General features: G+C 59.9%; 21 protein-coding genes. 8 read left to right on the top strand and 13 right to left on the bottom strand.

What is annotated here, in order from left to right; genetic code table 11:
* Positions 1–197: 197 nt before the first annotated feature.
* On the bottom strand, positions 198–2,009 hold the full coding sequence (gene typA / locus BN1119_RS14065; protein ID WP_041999142.1) for a translational GTPase TypA: 1,812 nt from the start codon (positions 2,007–2,009) through the stop codon (positions 198–200).
* Between the two features lie 348 nt (positions 2,010–2,357).
* Here typA and glnA point away from each other — a divergent pair, with 348 nt between their 5' ends.
* The 5 genes from glnA to add all read left to right on the top strand — a co-directional run bounded on the left by glnA (position 2,358) and on the right by add (position 8,199).
* Complete coding sequence (gene glnA / locus BN1119_RS14060) at positions 2,358–3,767, top strand: glutamate--ammonia ligase (RefSeq protein WP_041999139.1); 1,410 nt, start codon at positions 2,358–2,360, stop codon at positions 3,765–3,767.
* Positions 3,768–3,862: 95 nt separating this feature from the next.
* Positions 3,863–4,423 (top strand): DUF4124 domain-containing protein, encoded by a 561-nt coding sequence (locus BN1119_RS14055; RefSeq protein ID WP_041999136.1) that lies wholly within the window; start codon positions 3,863–3,865, stop codon positions 4,421–4,423.
* An 80-nt stretch (positions 4,424–4,503) separates the two neighbouring features.
* On the top strand, positions 4,504–5,559 hold the full coding sequence (glnL, locus tag BN1119_RS14050; RefSeq protein WP_041999133.1) for a nitrogen regulation protein NR(II): 1,056 nt from the start codon (positions 4,504–4,506) through the stop codon (positions 5,557–5,559).
* Between the two features lie 9 nt (positions 5,560–5,568).
* On the top strand, positions 5,569–6,987 hold the full coding sequence (glnG, locus tag BN1119_RS14045) for a nitrogen regulation protein NR(I) (RefSeq protein WP_041999130.1): 1,419 nt from the start codon (positions 5,569–5,571) through the stop codon (positions 6,985–6,987).
* A 210-nt stretch (positions 6,988–7,197) separates the two neighbouring features.
* Positions 7,198–8,199 (top strand): adenosine deaminase, encoded by a 1,002-nt coding sequence (add, locus tag BN1119_RS14040; protein ID WP_041999127.1) that lies wholly within the window; start codon positions 7,198–7,200, stop codon positions 8,197–8,199.
* Positions 8,200–8,280: 81 nt separating this feature from the next.
* Here the strand turns inward: add and hemN are convergent, their stop codons facing one another.
* The 4 genes from hemN to BN1119_RS14020 form a co-directional block, all read right to left on the bottom strand.
* A complete protein-coding gene (hemN, locus tag BN1119_RS14035; protein ID WP_041999122.1) occupies positions 8,281–9,654 on the bottom strand; it encodes an oxygen-independent coproporphyrinogen III oxidase in 1,374 nt (457 codons plus the stop codon).
* A 27-nt stretch (positions 9,655–9,681) separates the two neighbouring features.
* Complete coding sequence (locus tag BN1119_RS14030) at positions 9,682–10,122, bottom strand: DUF2489 domain-containing protein (protein WP_041999285.1); 441 nt, start codon at positions 10,120–10,122, stop codon at positions 9,682–9,684.
* 11 nt (positions 10,123–10,133) lie between these two features.
* The gene (yihI, locus tag BN1119_RS14025; RefSeq protein ID WP_041999119.1) at positions 10,134–10,706 is read right to left on the bottom strand and encodes a Der GTPase-activating protein YihI; all 573 of its coding nucleotides are present in this window, start codon (positions 10,704–10,706) and stop codon (positions 10,134–10,136) included.
* A 793-nt stretch (positions 10,707–11,499) separates the two neighbouring features.
* Complete coding sequence (locus BN1119_RS14020; RefSeq protein WP_041999116.1) at positions 11,500–12,117, bottom strand: c-type cytochrome; 618 nt, start codon at positions 12,115–12,117, stop codon at positions 11,500–11,502.
* 142 nt (positions 12,118–12,259) lie between these two features.
* Here BN1119_RS14020 and yihA point away from each other — a divergent pair, with 142 nt between their 5' ends.
* Positions 12,260–12,910, top strand: a complete 651-nt coding sequence (gene yihA / locus BN1119_RS14015) for a ribosome biogenesis GTP-binding protein YihA/YsxC (RefSeq protein ID WP_041999114.1) — start codon at positions 12,260–12,262, stop codon at positions 12,908–12,910.
* A 758-nt stretch (positions 12,911–13,668) separates the two neighbouring features.
* Here yihA and BN1119_RS14010 read toward each other — a convergent pair.
* The 8 genes from BN1119_RS14010 to BN1119_RS13975 form a co-directional block, all read right to left on the bottom strand.
* Entirely contained in the window at positions 13,669–13,929 is a 261-nt protein-coding gene (locus tag BN1119_RS14010; RefSeq protein ID WP_041999110.1) for a DUF1488 family protein, read from the bottom strand.
* Positions 13,926–14,747 carry a shikimate dehydrogenase gene (gene aroE / locus BN1119_RS14005; protein WP_041999107.1) on the bottom strand — a complete coding sequence of 274 codons (822 nt, stop codon included), beginning with the start codon at positions 14,745–14,747 and terminating at the stop codon, positions 13,926–13,928. Before aroE ends, BN1119_RS14010 begins: the two co-directional genes overlap by 4 nt.
* Positions 14,748–14,850: 103 nt before the next feature.
* Positions 14,851–15,759 carry an oxygen-dependent coproporphyrinogen oxidase gene (hemF, locus tag BN1119_RS14000; protein WP_041999104.1) on the bottom strand — a complete coding sequence of 303 codons (909 nt, stop codon included), beginning with the start codon at positions 15,757–15,759 and terminating at the stop codon, positions 14,851–14,853.
* A gap of 69 nt (positions 15,760–15,828) precedes the next feature.
* The gene (locus BN1119_RS13995; protein ID WP_041999101.1) at positions 15,829–16,389 is read right to left on the bottom strand and encodes an L-threonylcarbamoyladenylate synthase type 1 TsaC; all 561 of its coding nucleotides are present in this window, start codon (positions 16,387–16,389) and stop codon (positions 15,829–15,831) included.
* A 350-nt stretch (positions 16,390–16,739) separates the two neighbouring features.
* Complete coding sequence (locus BN1119_RS13990) at positions 16,740–17,297, bottom strand: DNA topoisomerase family protein (protein WP_041999099.1); 558 nt, start codon at positions 17,295–17,297, stop codon at positions 16,740–16,742.
* A gap of 54 nt (positions 17,298–17,351) precedes the next feature.
* Entirely contained in the window at positions 17,352–17,825 is a 474-nt protein-coding gene (locus tag BN1119_RS13985; protein ID WP_041999096.1) for a DUF494 family protein, read from the bottom strand.
* Positions 17,818–18,960, bottom strand: coding sequence for a DNA-processing protein DprA (gene dprA, locus BN1119_RS13980; RefSeq protein WP_041999093.1), 1,143 nt, complete (start codon positions 18,958–18,960; stop codon positions 17,818–17,820). The genes BN1119_RS13985 and dprA overlap by 8 nt, the downstream gene beginning before the upstream one ends.
* 11 nt (positions 18,961–18,971) lie before the next feature.
* Positions 18,972–20,060 (bottom strand): LysM peptidoglycan-binding domain-containing protein, encoded by a 1,089-nt coding sequence (locus BN1119_RS13975; RefSeq protein ID WP_041999091.1) that lies wholly within the window; start codon positions 20,058–20,060, stop codon positions 18,972–18,974.
* Positions 20,061–20,168: 108 nt separating this feature from the next.
* Between BN1119_RS13975 and def the strand changes: the two genes are divergently transcribed.
* Positions 20,169–20,681, top strand: coding sequence for a peptide deformylase (gene def, locus BN1119_RS13970; protein WP_041999089.1), 513 nt, complete (start codon positions 20,169–20,171; stop codon positions 20,679–20,681).
* A 12-nt stretch (positions 20,682–20,693) separates the two neighbouring features.
* Positions 20,694–21,638 carry a methionyl-tRNA formyltransferase gene (fmt, locus tag BN1119_RS13965; RefSeq protein ID WP_041999086.1) on the top strand — a complete coding sequence of 315 codons (945 nt, stop codon included), beginning with the start codon at positions 20,694–20,696 and terminating at the stop codon, positions 21,636–21,638.
* The last annotated feature ends 7 nt before the right edge of the window (positions 21,639–21,645 follow it).

Genomic DNA, 21,645 nt, shown 5'->3' with positions numbered 1-21,645 from the left:
ATTGCCCGATACCGAACGAAATGAGTCCCGAGATCGGCCCGCGCCGGCCTGTGACGCCCTCCACCTTCTGGCCATGAAGAGCCGTGGTGCACTAAGCCCTTCCCAAGCATCGCCCATAAAAAAAGTCCGAACGCCTGGGGCGTTCGGACTCTGATTGCCGTCATTCGGGCCGGTTCAGCGGCCCGATGAGGGAGGGATCAGGCGCGACCGGCGCGCTTGCGATCCATCTCGGTCAGCAGCTTTTTACGGATGCGGATGGCCTTGGGCGTGATTTCCACCAGCTCGTCGTTGTCGATGAACTCCAGAGCCTGCTCCAGGGTCATGCGGATCGGCGGAGTCAACACCTGGGCTTCGTCTGTACCGGAGGCACGCATGTTGGTCAGCTGCTTGCCTTTCAGGCAGTTGACGGTCAGGTCGTTGGAACGGGAGTGGATCCCGATCACCTGGCCTTCGTATACCTCGGTCGCGTGACCGATGAACAGGCGACCACGGTCCTGCAGACCGAACAGGGCGAAGGTCAGGGCCTTGCCGGTAGCGTTGGAGATCAGCACGCCGTTCTGACGCTCGCCGATGCTGCCACCCTTGTGCGGACCGTAATGGTCGAAGGTGTGGTACAGCAGACCGGTGCCTGAGGTCATGGTCAGGAACTCGGTCTGGAAGCCGATCAGGCCACGGCTCGGGATCATGAAGTCCAGACGGACACGGCCCTTGCCATCCGGGGTCATGTTGGTCATCTCGCCCTTACGCAGGCCGAGTTGCTCCATGACGGAACCCTGGTGGGCTTCTTCCACGTCGACAGTAACGGTTTCGAACGGTTCTTGCAGAACGCCATCCACGGTGCGCAGGATAACTTCCGGACGGGAAACCGCCAGTTCGTAGCCTTCGCGACGCATGTTTTCGATCAGGATGGAGAGGTGCAGTTCACCACGGCCGGAGACGCGGAACTTGTCCGGATCTTCGGTCTCTTCCACGCGCAGGGCCACGTTGTGGACCAGTTCCTGGTTCAGACGCTCCAGGATGTTGCGGGAGGTGACGAACTTGCCTTCTTTACCGGCGAACGGCGAGGTGTTGACCTGGAAGGTCATGTTCACGGTCGGCTCGTCGACGGAGAGGGGCGGCAGCGCTTCCACGGCGTTGTTGTCACAGATGGTGTCGGAAATCTTCAGCTCGCCCAGACCGGTGATGGCGATGATGTCGCCCGCTTGCGCGTCGGTCACTTCGGTACGGGACAGACCCAGGTAACCCAGGACCTGACCGACCTTGCCGGTACGGTTCTTGCCGTTGGCACCGACGATGGTGACCTGCTGGTTGGTCTTGACGCGGCCGCGGGTGATGCGGCCGATGCCGATGACGCCCACGTAGGAGTTGTAGTCCAGCTGGGAGATCTGCATCTGGAAACCACCGTCGGCATCGGCCGCAGGCGCTTCCACGTTGTCGACGATGGCCTGGAACAGGGGTTCCATGTTGTCGGATTCAACGTTCGGATCCAGGGTGGCAAAACCGTTCAGTGCAGAGGCGTAAACAACCTTGAAGTCCAGTTGCTCATCGGTGGCACCCAGGTTGTCGAACAGATCGAAGACCTGATCCATGACCCAGTCGGGGCGCGCGCCCGGACGGTCGATCTTGTTGATGACCACGATGGGCTTCAGGCCCTGGGCAAATGCCTTCTGGGTCACGAAGCGGGTTTGCGGCATGGGGCCGTCAACGGCGTCGACCAGCAGCAGCACTGAGTCAACCATGGAGAGCACGCGCTCAACCTCACCACCGAAGTCGGCGTGACCCGGGGTATCTACGATGTTGATGCGGTAGTCGTTCCAGCGGATGGCAGTGTTCTTGGCGAGAATGGTGATGCCACGTTCCCGTTCCAGATCATTGGAGTCCATGATCCGTTCCTGACCTTCGCTGGTGCGGTCCAGAGTACCGGACTGCTGCAGCAGCTTGTCCACCAGGGTTGTCTTGCCGTGGTCAACGTGCGCAATAATCGCAATATTGCGTAAATTCTCTAACATTCTCGCCTCAATCACCGGGTAAAATTGGGCGCTAATTGTACTCTCGCCTTTGTGATCTGCCTAGCAGAATCGCAGTAGATTCACGCATGACAGTGGATCTGGATCATGGACCCGGGGCAACAAGCCTGTTTAGATGGGAGTTCGTGACCGTCGCACTGGTTTGGTGCACCAAAAAGATCCCTGAATGCACCAATATGATGCATGCCGGCACGAACCCAGCTGGTTTTGGGACGCCAAGATGCGGCAACTGCCCTGAAATCAAGCTGTCACAAACTTGGCACGATACTCGCTTATGTGAATCTGATGACGCATTCACCCAAAGAGTTTTAACACCGGAGGTTACTTAGCATGTCAGCTCAGAACGTAATGGCCTTGATCCAGGAACATGAAGTCAAGTTTGTCGACCTGCGCTTTACCGACACCAAGGGTAAAGAGCAGCACGTTTCCATTCCCTCCCACCAGATCGACGAAGACTTCTTCGAAGACGGCAAGATGTTCGATGGCTCCTCCATCGGCGGCTGGAAGGGCATCAACGAGTCTGACATGGTGCTGATGCCGGATCCGGCCTCTGCCAAGCTGGATCCGTTCACCGAAGAGACCACCCTGAACATCGTCTGCGACATCCTGGAACCGGCCACCATGCAGGGCTACGACCGCGATCCGCGCTCCATCGCCAAGCGTGCCGAAGACTTCCTGAAGTCCAGCGGCATCGCCGATACCGTGCTGTTCGGACCGGAACCCGAGTTCTTCATGTTCGACAACATCACCTTCTCGAACACCATGGGTCACAGCTTCGTCAAGATCGAATCCGAAGAAGCAGCCTGGAACTCCGGCACCGCCTACGAGCACGGCAACAAGGGTCACCGTCCCTTCGTCAAGGGCGGTTACTTCCCGGTTGCACCGGTTGACTCCTCCCAGGACATCCGCGCCGCCATGTGTCTGGTGCTGGAAGAGATGGGCCAGGTCGTCGAGGCTCACCACCACGAAGTGGCCACTGCCGGTCAGAACGAGATCGCCACCCGCTTCAACACCCTCACCCTGAAAGCGGACGAAGTGCAGGTACTGAAGTACGTGATCCACAACGTGGCCCACGCCTACAACAAGACCGTCACCTTCATGCCCAAACCCATGTTCGGTGACAACGGCTCCGGCATGCACTGCCACCAGTCCCTGGCCAAAGACGGCGTCAACCTGTTCGCGGGTGACCTGTACGGCGGTCTGTCCGAGATGGCACTGCACTACATCGGCGGCATCATCAAGCACGCCAAGGCCATCAACGCCTTCGCCAACCCGACCACCAACTCCTACAAGCGTCTGGTGCCGGGTTACGAAGCGCCGGTCATGCTGGCCTACTCCGCCCGCAACCGCTCTGCCTCCATCCGCATCCCCGTGGTGCCGAGCCCGAAAGCCCGCCGCATCGAGGTGCGCTTCCCGGATCCGGCTGCCAACCCGTACCTGGCCTTTGCAGCCCAGTTGATGGCCGGTCTGGACGGCATCATCAACAAGATCCATCCGGGCGATGCCATGGACAAGAACCTGTACGACCTGCCGCCGGAAGAAGCCGCCGAAGTGCCGACCGTGGCCGGCTCTCTGGACGAGGCCCTGGCCGCACTGGATGCAGACCGTGAGTTCCTGACCCGTGGCGGCGTGTTCAGCGATGACTTCATCAACTCCTACCTGGAACTGAAACAGCAGGATGTTGACCGTGTGCGCATGACCCCGCACCCGCTGGAATTCGAGCTGTACTACTCCGTCTGATCGACACAGTCAGTACCAAATGGATAATAAAACCCGCCTCATGGCGGGTTTTTTCTCTGTTAGGCTTTAAGCGGGATCCCATCAAGGAGAGAGGAATGAACCTCAGCTGCCTGGCCGGATTATTGTTACTGACAAGCCTGGGCGCCCATGGCGCCAAGATCTATTCCTGGGTCGATAGCCGGGGGATCACCCACTACACCAATGCCCCCCCCGCCGGCCAGAAGAGCCAGGAGATCGACCTGCGGGTCGCCCCCCTGGTCGGCACTATGCCCCAGTCGGTACAGGTCGCCAATTACCACCACCTGACCGGCACCGATCTGAAACAGGCCGAGCTGGCCATCACCCTGCTCTCTCCCGAAGCGGAGAGCACGCTGCGCGACAACACGGGCAACATCGTCTTCGAGGCGCGCATCACCCCCACCCCTCCCACCCAATTCGACCTGCGCCTGTTGCTCGACGGCAAGGAACGCGCCCGGGCCAGCAACACCCTGATGCTACGCCTTGAGAACCTGGATCGGGGCACCCATAAGGTGCAACTCGAGTTGCTGGCAAAAGACGGTACGATCCTTGCTAAATCGGAGATAGTGACTTTCTACCTGCACAGGACCAGAGTCAATCAGGCCGCTGCCGCCAGCGCCACGCCTCGCAAGGGGTGATCCTCTGCACCGATGCAGGTAGACTGAATGCACTATATTGGTGCATTGCCGGTGTGTAGCACCGTTTTAGGGAGAAACCTGTGCCAGTCCGCTCGGATCAAGCCAAGACATTACTCGACAACCTGCTGACCGCCGTCATCCTGATGGATGAGCGCCTCTGCATCCAGTTCGTCAACCCGGCGGCAGAACAGCTGCTCTCCCTCAGTCAACGCCGGCTGATCGGGCTGGAACTGCCCCATCTGCTGGAGCACATCTCCCTCGACCTGAACCGGTTTCGTCAGTGCCTGGCATCGGGTCAGGGCTTCACCGACAGCGAAGTGACCCTGGTGGTGGAAGGAGAGCCACGCCTGGTCGAGCTCAGTGCCAGCCCGCTGGCCGACCATGAACACAGGTTGATCGTGGTGGAGCTGCGCAAGATAGACCAGCAGAAGAAGATCAGTCAGGAGCTGCAGCAACATGCCCAGCAACAGGCGGCCAGAGAGCTGGTGCGCGGCCTGGCCCACGAGATCAAGAACCCCCTCGGCGGCCTGCGTGGCGCCGCCCAGCTGCTGCAAAAGGAGCTGCCCAACCCGGCGCTGCGCGAATATACCGGCATCATCATAGAGCAGGCCGACAGGCTGCGGCTGCTGGTCGACCGGCTGCTCGGCCCCCAGCGCCCCGGCCGCCATCAGGTGCACAATGTCCACTCGGTGCTGGAGCAGGTGCGCCGCCTGGTGGAGCTGGAGTTGCCCGGCGGGATCCGCATCGAGCGGGATTACGACCCCAGCATCCCCGAGTTCGAGATGGAGCCGGATCAGCTGCAGCAGGCGTTCCTCAACATTGTGCGCAATGCCGCCGAGGCCCTGGGCAACCAGACCGGCCTCATCAGCATTCGCACCCGCACCGTGTTCCAGATCACCATCCACGGCCAGCGCTACCGCCTGGCGGCCGAGATCAAGATCATCGACAACGGCCCCGGCATCCCGGATGCCATCCGCGACACCCTCTTCTACCCCATGATCACCGGCAAGGAGGGGGGCACAGGCCTGGGGCTCTCCATCGCCCAGAATCTGATCGATCAGCACAAGGGCCGCATCGACTGCATCAGCTGGCCGGGCCACACCGAGTTCACCGTTTATCTACCGCTTCGCAAATAAGGGATCTTCATGACCGCAAAAGTATGGATCGTCGATGACGACAGCTCGATCCGCTGGGTGCTGGAGCGCACCCTCGGCAGCGAAGGATTCGAGTGCGAGAGCTTCGCCGATGGCGAGGCCCTGCTGCACTCCCTGGAAGCGCGCACCCCGGATGTGATCCTGTCCGATATCCGCATGCCCGGCATCGATGGCCTCAGCCTGCTGGAGCAGATCCACCGTCGTCAGGCGGACCTGCCCATCATCATCATGACCGCCCATTCCGACCTCGACGCCGCCGTCAACGCCTACCAGCGTGGCGCCTTCGAATACCTGCCCAAGCCGTTCGACATCGAGGAAGCGGTCACCCTGGTGCGCCGGGCCGAGAATCACCTCAAGGAGCAGCGCACCAAGCGCAAGGCCCGCCAGCAGGACGCCGGCAGCAGCCCGGAGATCATCGGCGAGGCTCCCGCCATGCAGGAGGTATTTCGCGCCATCGGACGACTGTCGCGCTCCAGCATCTCTGTGCTCATCAACGGCCAGAGCGGCACCGGCAAGGAGCTGGTCGCCCATGCCCTGCACCGCCACAGCCCGCGGGCCCACAAGAACTTCATCGCCCTCAACATGGCGGCCATCCCGAAAGATCTCATCGAATCCGAGCTGTTTGGTCACGAGAAAGGCGCCTTTACCGGTGCCAACAACATACGCCACGGCCGCTTCGAGCAGGCCGATGGCGGCACCCTGTTTCTCGACGAGATAGGCGACATGCCGCTGGACGTGCAGACCCGGCTGTTGCGGGTGCTGGCGGACGGTCAGTTCTATCGGGTCGGCGGCCATCAGCCGGTGCAGGTGGACGTGCGCATCATCGCCGCCACCCACCAGAATCTGGAGAAACGGGTCGCCGACGGCGAGTTTCGCGAAGACCTGTTTCACCGCCTCAACGTCATTCGCATTCACATTCCGGCCCTCAGGGAGCGACGGGAGGACATCCCCCAGCTCGCCCACCACTTCCTGCTGCGGGCCGCCAAGGAGCTCAACGTCGAGGCCAAGAGCCTGCACCCGGATACCCAGGCCTTCATCAGCCGGCTGCCCTGGCCGGGCAACGTGCGCCAGCTGGAGAACGTCTGCCGCTGGCTCACCGTCATGGCCTCGGGCCAGGAGGTGCTGGTCGCCGACCTGCCCACCGAGCTGCTGACCCCCATCGCCACCGTCGCCGAACCGGGTCAGCCCGCCCTCGCCGGCGGTTGGCAACAGCAGCTGCGCGACTGGGTCGCCAGCAAGCTGGCCCTGGGGGAGATAGACATACTGGCCGACGCCATGCCCCAGTTCGAACGGATCATGCTGGAAACGGCGCTGGAACATACCCATGGCCACAAGCAGGAAGCGGCGCGCCTGCTCGGCTGGGGCCGCAATACCCTCACCCGCAAACTCAAGGAGCTCGATTTCTCCTGAGCATCGGCCGGCCCCCGCCCAAGGGGGCCCCGCCATTCCCCCAGCCAACGTCATGACAACCCCAGGTCCTGGTCCCGGCCCGCCAGAAAAACGCTTACCATCACGCCGACGGCAATCCAGGCCCCTTTGCTTTCAAACAGGGTATCTTTTTTGTCATCCCCGCCTAGAATGACTAGCTTCTCTATCATCGGCTCGAAGAAGGCACCCCTCATGATTGACAGATCCCTCCCCCTGACCGACCTCCATCGTCACCTGGACGGCAACATCCGGGCCCAGACCATCCTCGAGCTCGGCCGTCAGCACAACATAGCCCTGCCCGCGCTCGAGCTGGAGGCGCTGCGCCCCCATGTGCAGATCGTCGAGAAGGAGCCGAGCCTGGTTGCCTTCCTCAAGAAGCTGGACTGGGGCGTGGCCGTGCTGGCGGATTATGACGCCTGCCGCCGGGTCGCCTACGAGAATGCCGAAGACCTGCTGCACGCCGGCATCGACTATGCCGAGCTGCGCTTCAGCCCGGCCTACATGGCGATGGCCCACAAGCTGGATCCCCAAGGGGTGGTGGAGGCGGTGATCGACGGCGTCCAGGCCGGTTGCCGCGACTTCGGCGTCAAGGCCAAGCTCATCGGCATCATGAGCCGCACCTTCGGCACCGAGCAGTGCCGCCGCGAGCTGGAGGCCTGCCTGGCCCACGGCAACCAGCTGGTCGCCATCGATCTCGCCGGTGACGAACTGGGCTTTCCCGGCGAGCTGTTCACCGAGCATTTTCGCCGGGTACGCGATGCCGGTCTCCATGTCACCGTCCATGCCGGTGAGGCCGCCGGTCCCGAAAGCATGTGGCAGGCCATTCGCGATCTGGGGGCGACTCGCATCGGCCACGGGGTCAAGGCGGTGCAGGATCCGCGCCTGATGGATTATCTGGCCGAGCACGGCATCGGCATCGAGTCCTGCCTCACCTCCAACCTGCAGACCAGCACGGTGGAGAGCCTGCAACGCCACCCGATCCGCCAGTTCCTGGACCATGGCGTGCTCGCCTGCCTCAATACCGACGATCCTGCGGTGGAAGGCATAGAGCTGCGCCACGAATACGAGGTAGCCGCCCCGGCCGCCGGTCTCAGCTCCAGCCAGATACGCAGCGCCCAGGAGAATGGCCTCAAGCTGGCCTTCCTGAGCAAACAGGAGAAGGCAGAGCTGGCCGCCAGCGCCGTCGCCCGCTAAGCCAGCCCATCAGGGCTTGTCCTGACAGCAATAAAAAAACCGCCGAGGCGGTTTTTTTATTGCGTGCATAAGGGCTCTGGTTCAGATCACCCGGGAGAACTGCTGGGCCCGCGCCGCGTTGCGCAGATAGACATCGAAGCACATGCAGATGTTGCGAATGAGCAGCTGGCCCGTGCCGACCACCGTCAGGCCTGTGTCGGTCAGGCGCACCAGACCATCGTCGACAAAGGTCTGCAACAGCTTGAGATCGTCGGCAAAATACTGGACGAACACCAGGTCATGGGCCTGCTCGACCGCGGTGAAATCCAGGGAGAAGTCGCAGATGAGGCGTTTTATCACCTCCCGGCGGATCAGGTCGTCCCGGTTGAGGGTGCACCCCTTCCACTGGGCATGGCCCAGCGTTTCCACCTGGGCGTAGTAGGCCTTGAGATCCTTCTGATTCTGGGAGTAGGCATCCCCCATCATGCTGATGGAGGAAACCCCCAGCCCCAGCAGGTCGCAATCCCCCTGGGTGGTGTAGCCCTGGAAATTGCGATGCAGGGTGCCGTTGCGCTGGGCGACGGCCAGCTCGTCATCGGGCTTGGCGAAGTGATCCATGCCGATGAACTGGTAGCCCTGGCCGGTGAGGAAGGCGATGGTGTCCTGCAGCATGGCCAGCTTCTCCCGAGGGGCCGGCATATCCGCCTCTTTCAGCTTGTGCTGGGCGGCAAAGCGGCTCGGCAGGTGGGCATAGTTGAAGATGGAGAGCCGGGCAGGATCCGTCTTGAGCACCTCCTCCAGGGTGTGGTGGAAGCTGTCACGGTTCTGGTGCGGCAGGCCGTAGATGAGGTCCAGGTTGGTGGATCTGAACCCCAGCTCCCGCGCCCGCTCCAGCATGGCACGAATGAAGTCGTTGTCCTGCTCCCGGTTGACCGCCGCCTGTACCTGCTTGTTGAAGTCCTGCACGCCAAGACTGATCCGGTTGAAACCAAGCTCCCGCAGCACGTCCAGCATGGAGAGTGCGATCTCCCGCGGATCCACCTCTATGCTGATCTCCCCCTCCTCGGCGAAGTGGAAGTGTTGCCGCAGCATGGCCATCAGCCGTCGGGTCTGGGCTTCATCCAGATAGGTGGGCGTGCCACCCCCCCAGTGCAGCTGCGTCACGGTGCGGTTGGCAAACAGGGGGGCCTGGGCGGCAATCTCCCGCTCCAGATAGTCGAGATACTGATCGGCCTTGTGCTGATGGCGCGTGATCACCTTGTTGCAGCCACAGTAGTAGCAGAGCTTGTGGCAGAAGGGGATGTGCACATAGAGCGAGAGATTGCGCTGGGGATACTGGCCGGCGGCGCGGACGAAATCCGGATAACCGAACGCCTCGTTGAATTCCAGCGCGGTGGGATAGGAGGTATAACGGGGGCCGCTGTGGTTGTACTTCTCGATCAGCGCCTGATCCCACACTATCGGTTCGACTCGCACACTTGCTTCCTCATGGGTTGGCCGGGATCACTTGCCCAGCTGAAAATCCTTCAACAGGGCCACATCCTTGAGGATCTGGGCCTCCAGTTCGACCTCGTAGCCGCTGCGCTCGAGATCCATCTTCATGATCTCGTTGCGCTTGAGCGCCTTGCGCGCCTCATGGGTCGGCATCTCCTTCACCTTCTCATACAAGCCGTACAGACCGGGGAACTCCTCGGCAAAGGCACGCCCCTCCTTGATCTGCAAGGCATTGAGCAGGTTGGTCAGGCGGATGGCCCCTTCCGAGTAGTCGCACTGACCATCGCGCACCGCATGGGCGATGACGCGTACGCTGTCGAGGATGCGCTCGTTGCGTGCCTGGATGGCCTGCTCCTGTTGCTCCGTCTGGCGTCGTACCCTGGCCAGCAGCATGCCGGCATAGACGGCCAGACCGAGCAAGACAAGGCTACCCGCCAGGGTAGCCAGCATCAGGGCGCCGCTCACTTTTTCTTGGGCTCTGCTTGTTGCGGCTGGTAATCCGCCTTGGTGAAGCGATCCCACAGATCCTCTTCGCTCGCGGGAGCCTGCGTCTGCTCGGCATCCTCCGCCAGGAAGGCGGACTCGTCTTCGTCCTCGTCATCTATGATGCCGAGTTCATCCATCAGCTCCTGATAGCGATCGACCCGCTGGTCGACCCAGGCCTGATCGGCGGCGCTCAGGGTCTCGCCCTCATCCAGACGGTCGAGGAAGTCATTGAGACGGTCATCGTTTTCGATGGCGGCCAGCTCCTGCTCCGGGGTCAGCTTGAGGATCTTCTCCCTGGCGACCTGGGCGGGCTGCGGCTTGCTCTGTTTATCGTCAACGATCAGCGCCACCGGCTTGCGCGATCCCAGGCGGGGATCCTGTGCCTGCTTGTTGCCCTTGTTGCGCTTGGGCTCGGCGACCTGCTGGCGCGTCCCCGCCTTCAGACCTTTGCGCCGGGCGGCACGCTTGCGCTCACGGCCTTCCTGGGCACTGGCATCTGATTCTTTACGCTTACCCGTGGGTTTGCGACTGGGTTGTTTGGCCGACATGAATGACTCCGGGACATTGCTGGATATAAAAACCGCCACGAGGCGCCATGGCGCCCGGGGGATAAGATGCTGACAGTGAATGATCGAGGCGGCACAGGATCCGGCATCATGGCTGCCCCGCAGGGCAACTGAACAGCGCAGGATCGGTACCCTCTGGGCATGTTGCTGGTATTTTGACACAAAATGCCGGCCCGGGTTAATCACCCAATAGAAAAAAGGCAGCCGAAGCTGCCTCTATATGCTGTGCGAGTCCCATCTTTATCGATGCCGCCCTTCCCTGGCGCCTCGCCTCATATCTTTATATGGGTCGTCCTGACCTTAGTGGATCATTCCTGAATATGCGTGTGCTTGCTTGTCTCGACGCGCGACCTCCCTGTAGTACGTCGACCCGATTGCATCCCGCGCCCCTCCCGTCCCGAGAGGTCATCATCCTGATGCTTCACTCCCTTGCCAGACATCCCAGCCTGTCCCGGCATCCTTGCTCTCGCCCGCTCCCGGGCAAACCCTTGACCCGATCCCGAGTCATTCCCTGGCCGACACTCTATCAAGCTCGGGAGGTGACTCAATCCGATCGCGCTCTCGTGAGGGGGAATGGTGACAAAAGAAATGAATAACCAATTAATAAATAATAACTTTATTTGATAGGACGTGATTTTTTCAGCCGAGGCCAACGCTCGAAATGGGAAATATCGCACAGGGAGAGGGGCAAAGCGGCAACCCATAAAACAAAGGAGCCCTTAGGCTCCCTGTTTCGCTATGCGGCCTGGCAACGCACGCGGCCGCCATACCGCCATCAGTGCAATCCGGCTACGTACTTGGACAACACTTCGATATCGTGGTCCGTCAGCTTCTTGGCCACATCGCGCATCATGCCATTGGGATCATTGTCGCGGGTCGCAGCCCGGAAACCTTCCAGCTGCGCCTTGATGTAGGCGGGATGCTGACCGGACAGGCTGGGATACTTGGCCTGTTCAACACCCACACCACGGGGACCATGGCAGGCGGCGCACGCAGGCAGGCCCCGGCTCATGTCACCCCCCATGTAGAGCGCCTTGCCTTCGGCAACGACCTCATCGGGCACCGCCACCGGCGTGATCTGCTGGCCGGAGAAATAGGCCGCCAGGTCATCCATGTCCTGATCGGACAAGGGCAGTGCCATGGGTCCCATGATGGGAGAAGCACGCCCCGTGGCGCCAGAAGCGGCAGCCTTCAGTTCCACTAACTGTTTTTTGATATATGATGCGTGCTGACCAGCAAGCTTGGGGTAAATATCAGCAGGACCATTACCGTCCGGTCCATGACAGGCAGCGCACACCGCCGACTTGGTTTGTCCCGCAGCGGCATCGCCCTTGGCTTGTGCCATCCCCGTTACGCCAACCATCAGAGCAAGAGTAATGACTAGGTTCTTCATGGCGTTCCAACTTCTCGTTATTAGGCTTCCAGATCCCATGCCGCTGAAGGCATGTTAAAATAAACGCGTTTAAGCGACGCCATTTTACACGATTTCACAAAAAAGTAACTCTATAACCCTCTCTCTCCATGGGGAATTTACGTTGGATACACAAACTCTGAATTTCAATAAGGTGCATTTTGTGACCAGCGCACCCGACATCCGTCACCTGCCAAATGATGGGGGTGTCGAGATTGCGTTTGCCGGGCGTTCCAATGCCGGCAAGTCATCAGCCTTGAACACCTTGACCAAACACAAGAACCTGGCCCGCACCAGTAAAACGCCAGGCCGGACCCAGCTGATCAACCTGTTCGAGCTGGAACCGGGCAAGCGTCTGGTCGATCTGCCAGGTTACGGTTATGCCCAGGTTCCACTGGAAATGAAGCTAAAGTGGCAAAAGTCGCTGGCTGAATATCTGCAACGTCGTGAGTCTTTGAAAGGCTTGGTGATCCTGATGGACATCCGTCATCCGCTCAAAGAAACCGACATGAACATGCTGGAGTGGAGCTCCCACCGCGAACTGCCTGTCATGCTGCTGCTGACCAAGGCCGACAAGTTGAGTCCGGGGCCACGCAACAATCAGGTGATCAAGGTTCGCCAGGCGGTGGCCAATCTGGGCCCCCAGATCCAGGTGGAAGCCTTCTCCTCCCTCACTCAGATCGGGGTAGAGAAGTTGGCGCAGACCCTCAGTGGCTGGTACCTCTCTGGTGCGGCGGCCGAAGACGCCATCGATGCCGAATCCGACATCGAATAATCCTGCCACTTTTCAATTGGCGGAGCAGGCTCCGCCAATTGAAACCCCTCCCCAAACCACCTCATCTCCTCGCCCCCTTCTGTCATCAAACCCCATCCCGCACGGGATAACTGACTGTTTTCAGTAAGCAACTACTTAATTCTCATCAAGAACAAACAAAACCACCAAATGATAACGTTTTCAACCTGGAGCTGTGTCAGCCAGCTAAAAGTCGGCGATAAATACCAAACTGTAAGTTAATTACATTTAACGGCCGGCATGGGATAAAAATGAGGCCAGTTCCCTGGGTAAGGAACCGGCCCGAAGATACTGTTCAAAATTGGGAAGAAATCCGTCTTGAGAAGAAATGACGACTGGGTTTACTCAAGAAACCCCATCATTTTATCAAAGGATAGCGGTTTTTAAAGTCTTTACTCTAAACTTGAGCCATAAAAAAACGCCCCGACGATGACTCATCGGGGCTGCTATTCAGCCACATTCAATTACGTGAAATAAAAGGTCTGAAAGATAGAACATCTTACCTCTGTACCCTACGAGAACAACTGTACATCAAACCAACAAAAAAGTGAAAGTAATTTATGTAACAAAGTTTCACTCAAAGATAATGATATTTTTTCTTTTATTTTCATATAGATAAAAAAATCCCCAGTACGAATACCGGGGGTTATAAAGGTGACTAACTAGCACTTCCTCAACTATCTAGTTAGTCAGCCTGATCTTTGGAAAGTTCCAATCCTCAGCAAAAAAACTTTGCCTGCTTAGAGATAGATGGCACCATCTTCTCCAAACTCTTGTTCCTCAATGAGTTTTTCAACCATATCCTCGATATCGAACCTCAAGCTATCGAATGCTCGCAGGATATCGTCTTCCCGCACCAGGGAGAGTCCGGCCAACCGCTCCAGACGGTGGCGACTGATATAGCAAGGGATCAGCCCCCCCATCAACTGAGCCGGGAAGTGAACCCGCTGTTGCTCGGCCTGCCATTCGGCCGAGTCCGGGAACTGGATGCTCTGGTTCATGCCACCCCCAGATTGCGTTTCAATTCGCGCAGCACCTGGGTCGTTCCCGGACGAATGCCGCGCCAGATGGTAAATGCCTCGGCAGCCTGCTGCACCAGCATGCCGAGCCCATCCATGATCTTGCGCGCCCCCTGCGCCCGAGCCCAGGCGTTGAACGGCGTATCTTCGGCGCCATACATCATGTCGTAGACGGCGATATCACTGTGTATGACCGAAGAGGGTATGGGGGGGAGCGAGCCTTGCAGGCTGGCCGAGGTGGAGTTGATCACCAGGTCGAACGGACCGAGGAGATCCTCGTATCGTACGGCCTCGACGGGACCCAGGGAGGCGAAGTCCCGGGCCAGCTGGGCCGCCTTGTCATGGGTGCGGTTGGCAATGACCAGACGACCCGGCCCCTCGGCCAACAGGGGGGCCAAGGCACCACGGGCCGCGCCTCCGGCACCGAGCAGCAGGATCCGGCACCCCGCCAGGCTGACCCCCTGGGAGGTCAGATCGGCCACCAGGCCGGCACCGTCGGTATTGTCCCCCAGCAGGAGGCCGTCATCGGTCAGCTTGATGGTATTGATCGCCCCCGCCAGCCTGGCACGCGGGCTCAGGCTATCGACCAGCGCAAACGCCTGCTCCTTGAACGGGACAGTGATGTTGCAGCCCTTGCCGCCCTCGGCGAAGAAATTGCGCAGCGCCTCGGCAAAGCCATCGGGTGCGGGCTCCGCCAGGGTATATTCCATCAACTGCTGGGTCTGCCGGGCAAAGAGGGTGTGAATAAAGGGGGATTTACTGTGTCGTACCGGATAACCGAATACCGCATACCTGTCCATCGCAAGGGTCCGTCTGGAGGAGAATGATCCGATTTAACGGTTTTTACCCCGGCGGGACAAGTGCCATTCCCATGAAAAAGGGTCGCCTCGGCGACCCTTGTCATCAGAGCCACTGCCGTGGCTTGAGATAATCCTGATAGAGCAGCGCCTCAGCCGACCCCGGCTCGGCATGCCAGTCGTACTCCCAGCGCGCCAGAGGTGGCATGGACATCAGTATGGATTCGGTCCGACCACCGGTCTGCAGGCCAAACAAGGTACCCCTGTCGTAGACCAGATTGAACTCGACGTAGCGACCGCGGCGATAAAGCTGGAACTGGCGCTCTCTCTCGCCATAGGGGGTATCCTGGCGGCGGACCAGAATGGGCAGATATGCCGCGAGATAACCTTCCCCCACCGCCCGCATGAAGGCAAATGACTGCTCGAAGGGCCAACGATTGAGATCATCGAAGAAGAGACCGCCAACCCCGCGGGTTTCGTCCCTGTGCTTCAGATAGAAATAACGGTCGCACCAGGCTTTGAATTCGGGATAGATGTCATCGCCAAACGGCTGGCACAGCTCATGAGCCACACTGTGCCAGTGCCGCACATCCTGCTCGAACGGGTAGAAGGGGGTCAAATCGAAGCCACCACCAAACCACCAGATGGGATCTTCGCCCTCTTTCTCGGCGATGAAGAAGCGCACATTGGCGTGACTGGTCGGCACATACGGATTATGAGGATGGATGACCAGTGAGACCCCCATGGCCTCGAAGCGACGTCCGGCCAGCTCGGGTCTGTGGGCGGTGGCCGAGGCGGGCATGGCATCACCATAGACATGGGAGAAGTTCACCCCCCCCTGCTCGATCACCTTGCCGGCCCGCATCACCCGGGTTCGGCCACCGCCGCCGCCCTCCCGCGTCCAGGCATCCTCGACGAAGCGGCCCAGGCCGTCGGCCCGCTCCAGCCCCTGACAGATGGTGTCTTGCAGTGCCAGCAGGAAGGTCTTGACTGCGGCCACATCCGGTTTGCTCATTGCTTCTCCAGCCGGCGGGATCTTGGCGCCCCGCCTCATTATTGTCGTGTCAGGGGTCCGGCCGTCACGTCAGGAGGGACGGATCACGGCGCCGCTGCGAGCGTCTTTTATCTCGGACGGATTGCTGAGCCCGCCCACCTCGCCAACCTGTATATGTGCCAGCTGCGCGGCCAGGGCCTGGCCAATCTGGGCGACGCTGCGAGCAGGCTCCTCACCAGTGAGATTGGCGCTGGTTGACACCAACGGCTTGCCAAAGGCACGACACAGTGCCTGCACCTGGGGATGGCCACTGACACGCACCGCCAGGGTATCGAAACGGCCGGTCAACCATGCCGGGGTGCTCGCCCGGGCCGGCATGACCCAGGTGAATGGGCCGGGCCAGCTCGCGTCGACCCTGGCCATCTGCTCGCTGTTCAGCTGGCTCAAGTCGATGTAGTGCTCCAACTGGCTCACGTCGGCGGCAATCAGGATCAACCCCTTCTCCACCGGCCGCTGCTTGATGGCGAGCAGGCGCTGTACCGCGGCCTGGTTATCGGGATCACAACCCAGACCAAAGACGGCCTCGGTGGCATAAGCAATGACACCGCCCGCCCGCAGAGCGGCGACGGCTTGTTCAAATTCGTTCGACATACGCATTCTGTATCAGGGCAAACGCGCCAGCTCGGGCTGTCGCATCTGGTTCACGTCAATGATAAAGCCTGCAGGGTGGCGCCTTCGCCATGACCCCTTCGGCGCTCTTCCCTCGCCGGCACACGTAGGCAACCTAAGATAGCCTTGCCATCCATGCCAAGCTGCGAGGCGGTATTCGAAGACCTGCTTCCTTGCCTGTGTGGCAGCCAGGATGTCGCTGCCCGAAATGCACTCCATCACGGGGAGCGCGGCACAAATCCCGGCGACGCAGGCTTAGGCAATGCAAGCATGTTCTTGCAGCAGGGGTGAGCCACAGGATAACGCACTTGGCCCATCAGGCGGCGGTGCGATTATACCCGCTCGTCTTGGTGGCCGCATTTCTTTTGCGGACAGCACCATTTCAGCGTCCCCCGGATCCGCTTCTCCACCATGATGCCCCAACCACACTTGGCACAGGGCATGGCCACAGGCTTGTCATTGACCACATATTTGCAGTGGGGATAGTCATCGCAGCTATAGAAGAACTTGCCAAAACGGGAGGTTCGGCTGACCAGATGGCCCTTGCCGCAGGCGGGACAGGGGATCTGGGTATCATCGCTCTCCTGCAGGGAGGCCATGTGCTGGCAGGCGGGGTACTGGGTGCAGCCGACGAAGAGACCATAACGCCCTTTCTTGATGGCCAGCGGTTGGCCGCATGACGGGCAGACGGAGCCCTCCATCACCTTTTCGATGTCACGGCCGGAAGGGGTCAGCGAACGGATATAGTCGCAGGCAGGATAGCTGGCACACCCGAGGAAGGGACCATGCTTGCCCTGACGGATCACCAGCTCGGAGCCGCATTGGGGACAGGGCTCTCGCTCGAGCGCATGCTCGTGGGCGGAAAACAGGTGATTGTCGATCTTGGACATGGGCCGCGCCTCGAATTCAGAAGATCCAAATTCTACCAGCGCGGCACCGGGCTGTCAGTGCAGTATGCCGTCCGACTCGTCGAACACCAGCTCTTCCATCTGATGGTAGGCGGTCTCGCTGCCGGGCACGTTGAACAACACCATCATCACGACCCATTTCAGGTCATCGAGTTCGATGTCGGGCTTGTCGAGTTCGAGCAGCCGCTCGATGCAGATTTCGCGGGTCTCGGCGTTGAGAACCTGAGCCTGTTCCAGGAACAGCAGGAAGCCGCGACACTCGGTGCTGAGCCGTGCCAGCTCTTGCGGCGCATAGACCCGCATCGAGCCCTGGGCGCTGGCAGTGACATAGACTTCCCGTTCGCTGTCATGCAGGTTGGCCAGCCGTTCCAGCCAGTTGAGGGCCTTGTTGATCTCGTCCTGGTCGAAACCGGCACGGGTCAACTCGTCGGTGAGTTCATCTTGCTGGACCGTTACATCGGCATCACTGTGGATGTAGGTCTCGAAAAGGTACATCAATACATCAAACATGATTCGCCCTCCTCGTTCTGACGTATCCACCGGCTACCGCTATCACAGCGCCCGCCAGCTCAAGCTCGACTAACCTGCCCAGAACCACCTCGACAGGGAGCTCGGCCCGCTCGGCAACGGTATCCACGCTCGTGGTCTCATAACCTACGTTATCCAACAAATCGGCATAAGGCAATGCACTATTAGTACCGGTAATGGCTGCCATCTCGTCGACTTCAGCCCCCGAGACGGCCCGGATCTGTGCCCAATTGAGCTCGACCAACACATCGTCTGGCTCCATCACCAACTTGGCACCTTGCTGGATCAGTCGGTTGCAACCGAGGGCTTGTCCATTCTGGGGAGCCCCCGGCACGGCAAACACCTCGCGCCCCTGCTCCAGCGCATAGCGGGCCGTGATGAGAGAGCCACTCTGCTCGGCGGCCTCGACCACCAGCGTACCCAGGGAGAGGCCGCTGATGATGCGGTTACGACGGGGGAAATGTTCGGCCAATGGCCCCTTGTCCGGTGCAAATTCGGAGATGATCAGACCGCCATTGCCCAGGATCTGCTCAGCCAGGAGTTGATGGCGTTTGGGGTAGACCTGATCCAACCCGGAGCCAAGCACGGCAAGGGTGATGCCGCCAACGGCCAGAGCTTGCTGATGGCAGACGCCATCTATACCCAGGGCCAACCCCGAGGTGATCGCCAGTCCGGATCCCACCAATGCCTGAGCGAGCCTGGCCGCATTATCCTTGCCCGCATAACTGGGGTGACGACTGCCAACCATGGCAATCTGCGGTAAGCACAAGGCGTCAATATCGCCGCGACAGTAGAGCAAGAGGGGGGCCGCAGGGATCTCCCGCAGCAAGGGAGGATATGCCGGACTGTCCAGACAGATAAGTCTGTTGCCGGGGCGGTCAGCCCAGACAAGAGCCTGATCTACCCCGGCACCGGGGTGGCGCAGGGCCCTGATCTGCTCCCATTTCAGGCCTAAATCATGGAGATGGACATCATCGCAATCAAACAGCGCAGTTATGCCACCCTCTGGCTTTTCTGCGGCGGCACGCTCAGCCAGGGCCGCCAAAAGACGCGAAGCGGTGACAGGCCCTATCCCGGGTACGCTTTCCAGTATCAGCCAGGCTCGGAGTTCATCCATGATGACCGAGCTCAGAAATTACTGACCTTGTAACCTGTACTCACCATGTCCTGGCTCTGCAATATCATGCCGTAACTCAGCTTGTCATAGACCTTGAACAGCATGATGCGGGCGATGGACTCGTCAGGCAGAGGAGTCCGGCCCGCCGAGTGGAAGCCCTTGTCATAGAGGGACGAGAAGTCGCGATAGGAGACCTTGCCATACTTGTCAGTCAGGCGGAGTCCGGGTCGCTGCACGTCCAGCACATCACCGGGCGTCATCTGATCGCGAGCCCCCTTGTTGATCAGGACAATGTCAAACTTGCCACCACCACGGGCCTTGCTCGGCAACTCGACCACATAGCCAGGGCTGGTGAGCGGTGCAGCCTTGGGGGTAAACAAGGCAGAGAGGTTCTCTTGAGCCGGCAAGGGCATCAGCTTGTCCCCCTGATAGACTTCGCGCTGATTGCTGGTGAGGAGGATACGGCTGCGATCCTTGGCCAGTCGCGCCTGCGCATGAGCCGTCCCCACGAAGATGGCCTCCTGGCCCAGCAACTCGCGGGTCTTCGCATCTTTATAAATGGTGCCTGGCCGATAGATGCCATAGTCCTGACCCGGGATCAGATCCCCCTGCACATAGAGGGTTGCCCCCTCCAGCATGCCGACATGGCCTTCATTTTCACCCAGGATATAGGGCAAGGCCTTGCTCTCCTGTTGCGTCGCGAAGATGTGATCCGTCTGCATGAAGGGACCAATTTCGCTCAACGGCAATGTCGGGATAGGATTCGCTTTACTCTCATAGTGATTCTTGGGAGAGAGGGTGATGACCCGCTTTCCACCTTGTACCGTCTTGCCGAGGCGCGGCTGACCATTGACCCAGCTGAGTTGCAGCACATCCCCCGGGTATATCCAGTGCGGATTCGCAATCTGCGCATTGATATTCCAGAGCTGGGGCCAAAGCCAAGGCTGCTCGAGATACTTGCCGGAAATATCCCACAGGGTGTCGCCCTTCTGGACCACATAGTTGCTGGGATAACCGCTCTTGAGGGACAGCGTCTGGGCCTGTGCGCCCTGGCTTATCAGGGCCAGCAGACAGGCAAAAGTCGTTTGCTTCAGATACATAACACTCCCTGTTATTTCTGTGCGCAAAGTGTTGCTGTTTTTTGTCGGCGTAAATGACTAGAATTACGTCAATATTGACGGCAATTATACGAAACTAAAGATAAGACTATGGCCATTCTAGATGTATTGCGTTTCCCCGATGAACGTCTGCGGACCGTTGCAGCCCCTGTCGAGACCATTACACCCGAGTTACAACAGATTGTAGATGATATGTTCGACACCATGTATGCGGAGGAAGGCATAGGCTTGGCCGCAACTCAGGTCGACATCCATCAGCGCATCATAGTTATCGACGTCTCTGAAGATCGAGAAGATCCTCTGGTGTTGATCAACCCGGAAGTCATTGCCCAGTCAGGCAGCACAGGTATCGAAGAGGGTTGCCTCTCTGTACCAGGCAGCCGTGCGCTGGTGCCGCGCGCCGAGTGGATCAAGATCCGCGCCCTGGACCGTAACGGCAAGCCGTTTGAACTCGAAGCGGACGATCTGCTGGCTATCTGCATCCAGCATGAGATGGATCATCTGGTGGGCAAGCTGTTTGTGGATTACTTGTCCCCACTCAAGCGCCAGCGCATCCGTCAAAAACTGGAAAAAATGGCGCGCGAAGACCGTAAAGCCGGTTAAGGACCTGCCCCTTTGAATAAATTGAAACTGATTTTTGCCGGTACCCCCGACTTCGCCGCCCGTCATCTGGCGGCGTTGTTGTCTTCCGACCATGAGGTCGTTGCCGTTTACACCCAGCCGGACAAGCCCGCTGGCCGTGGCCAGAAGCTGACGGCCAGCCCGGTCAAGGAGCTGGCGCTTGCGCACCAGTTGCCCGTCTACCAACCCGCCTCCCTGCGCAATGAAGAGGCCCAGGCCGAACTCAAGGCACTGGGTGCCGACCTGATGGTGGTCGTCGCCTATGGCCTGATCCTGCCCAAGGTGGTGCTCGATACCCCGCGTCTGGGTTGCATCAATGTCCACGGCTCCCTCCTGCCACGCTGGCGTGGTGCGGCGCCCATCCAGCGGGCCATCTGGGCGGGAGATGCCGAAACCGGCGTGACCATCATGCAGATGGATGTGGGCCTGGACACCGGTGCCATGATCCGCAAGGTAGCTTGCCCCATCGCCCCCGACGAAACCTCCGCCAGCCTCTATGACAAGCTGGCCGAGCTGGGCCCCCAGGCATTGGTCGAGACGCTAGACGGGATAGCCGCCGGCAACGCCGCCGCCGAGCCGCAGGATGATGCCCTGGCCAATTACGCCCAGAAGCTCTCCAAGGAGGAGGCGCGCATCGACTGGTCCATGGACGCCGTCGCCATTGAGCGCTGCATACGAGCCTTCAATCCCTGGCCCATCAGCTGGTTTGAAGTGGCGGAACAGACCGTCAAGGTCTGGCAGGCAGAAGCACTCGAGGCCGAACATGACCAGCGTCCCGGCACCCTGCTCAAGGCCGACAAGCAAGGGATCGACATCGCCACCGGCCATGGCATCCTGCGTCTGCTGACTCTGCAACCTCCCGGCAAGAAAGCCATGTCCGTCTCGGATCTGCTCAACTCGCGCCGTGACTGGTTTGCCCCCGGCATCCGACTGCATTGAGCTGGAT

The sequence above is a fragment of the Aeromonas bivalvium genome (genome assembly GCF_000819765.1).
GTDB classification, from domain to species: Bacteria; Pseudomonadota; Gammaproteobacteria; order Enterobacterales; family Aeromonadaceae; genus Aeromonas; species Aeromonas bivalvium.
The sequence above is the reverse complement of the archived record's forward strand: the minus strand, read 5'-3'. Positions and strand labels throughout refer to the sequence as shown.

Excerpts from the sequence above, each read along its gene's own strand:
- aroE (WP_041999107.1), bottom strand. The coding sequence starts at position 14,747 with ATGGACAGGTATGCGGTATTCGGTTATCCGGTACGACACAGTAAATCC.
- BN1119_RS13985 (WP_041999096.1), bottom strand. The coding sequence starts at position 17,825 with ATGTTTGATGTATTGATGTACCTTTTCGAGACCTACATCCACAGTGAT.
- glnG (WP_041999130.1), top strand. The coding sequence starts at position 5,569 with ATGACCGCAAAAGTATGGATCGTCGATGACGACAGCTCGATCCGCTGG.
- def (WP_041999089.1), top strand. The coding sequence starts at position 20,169 with ATGGCCATTCTAGATGTATTGCGTTTCCCCGATGAACGTCTGCGGACC.
- yihI (WP_041999119.1), bottom strand. The coding sequence starts at position 10,706 with ATGTCGGCCAAACAACCCAGTCGCAAACCCACGGGTAAGCGTAAAGAA.
- typA (WP_041999142.1), bottom strand. The coding sequence starts at position 2,009 with ATGTTAGAGAATTTACGCAATATTGCGATTATTGCGCACGTTGACCAC.
- dprA (WP_041999093.1), bottom strand. The coding sequence starts at position 18,960 with ATGGATGAACTCCGAGCCTGGCTGATACTGGAAAGCGTACCCGGGATA.
- BN1119_RS13995 (WP_041999101.1), bottom strand. The coding sequence starts at position 16,389 with ATGTCGAACGAATTTGAACAAGCCGTCGCCGCTCTGCGGGCGGGCGGT.
- hemF (WP_041999104.1), bottom strand. The coding sequence starts at position 15,759 with ATGAGCAAACCGGATGTGGCCGCAGTCAAGACCTTCCTGCTGGCACTG.
- BN1119_RS13990 (WP_041999099.1), bottom strand. The coding sequence starts at position 17,297 with ATGTCCAAGATCGACAATCACCTGTTTTCCGCCCACGAGCATGCGCTC.
- BN1119_RS14020 (WP_041999116.1), bottom strand. The coding sequence starts at position 12,117 with ATGAAGAACCTAGTCATTACTCTTGCTCTGATGGTTGGCGTAACGGGG.
- BN1119_RS13975 (WP_041999091.1), bottom strand. The coding sequence starts at position 20,060 with ATGTATCTGAAGCAAACGACTTTTGCCTGTCTGCTGGCCCTGATAAGC.
- BN1119_RS14010 (WP_041999110.1), bottom strand. The coding sequence starts at position 13,929 with ATGAACCAGAGCATCCAGTTCCCGGACTCGGCCGAATGGCAGGCCGAG.
- glnA (WP_041999139.1), top strand. The coding sequence starts at position 2,358 with ATGTCAGCTCAGAACGTAATGGCCTTGATCCAGGAACATGAAGTCAAG.
- add (WP_041999127.1), top strand. The coding sequence starts at position 7,198 with ATGATTGACAGATCCCTCCCCCTGACCGACCTCCATCGTCACCTGGAC.
- BN1119_RS14030 (WP_041999285.1), bottom strand. The coding sequence starts at position 10,122 with ATGCTGGCTACCCTGGCGGGTAGCCTTGTCTTGCTCGGTCTGGCCGTC.
- BN1119_RS14055 (WP_041999136.1), top strand. The coding sequence starts at position 3,863 with ATGAACCTCAGCTGCCTGGCCGGATTATTGTTACTGACAAGCCTGGGC.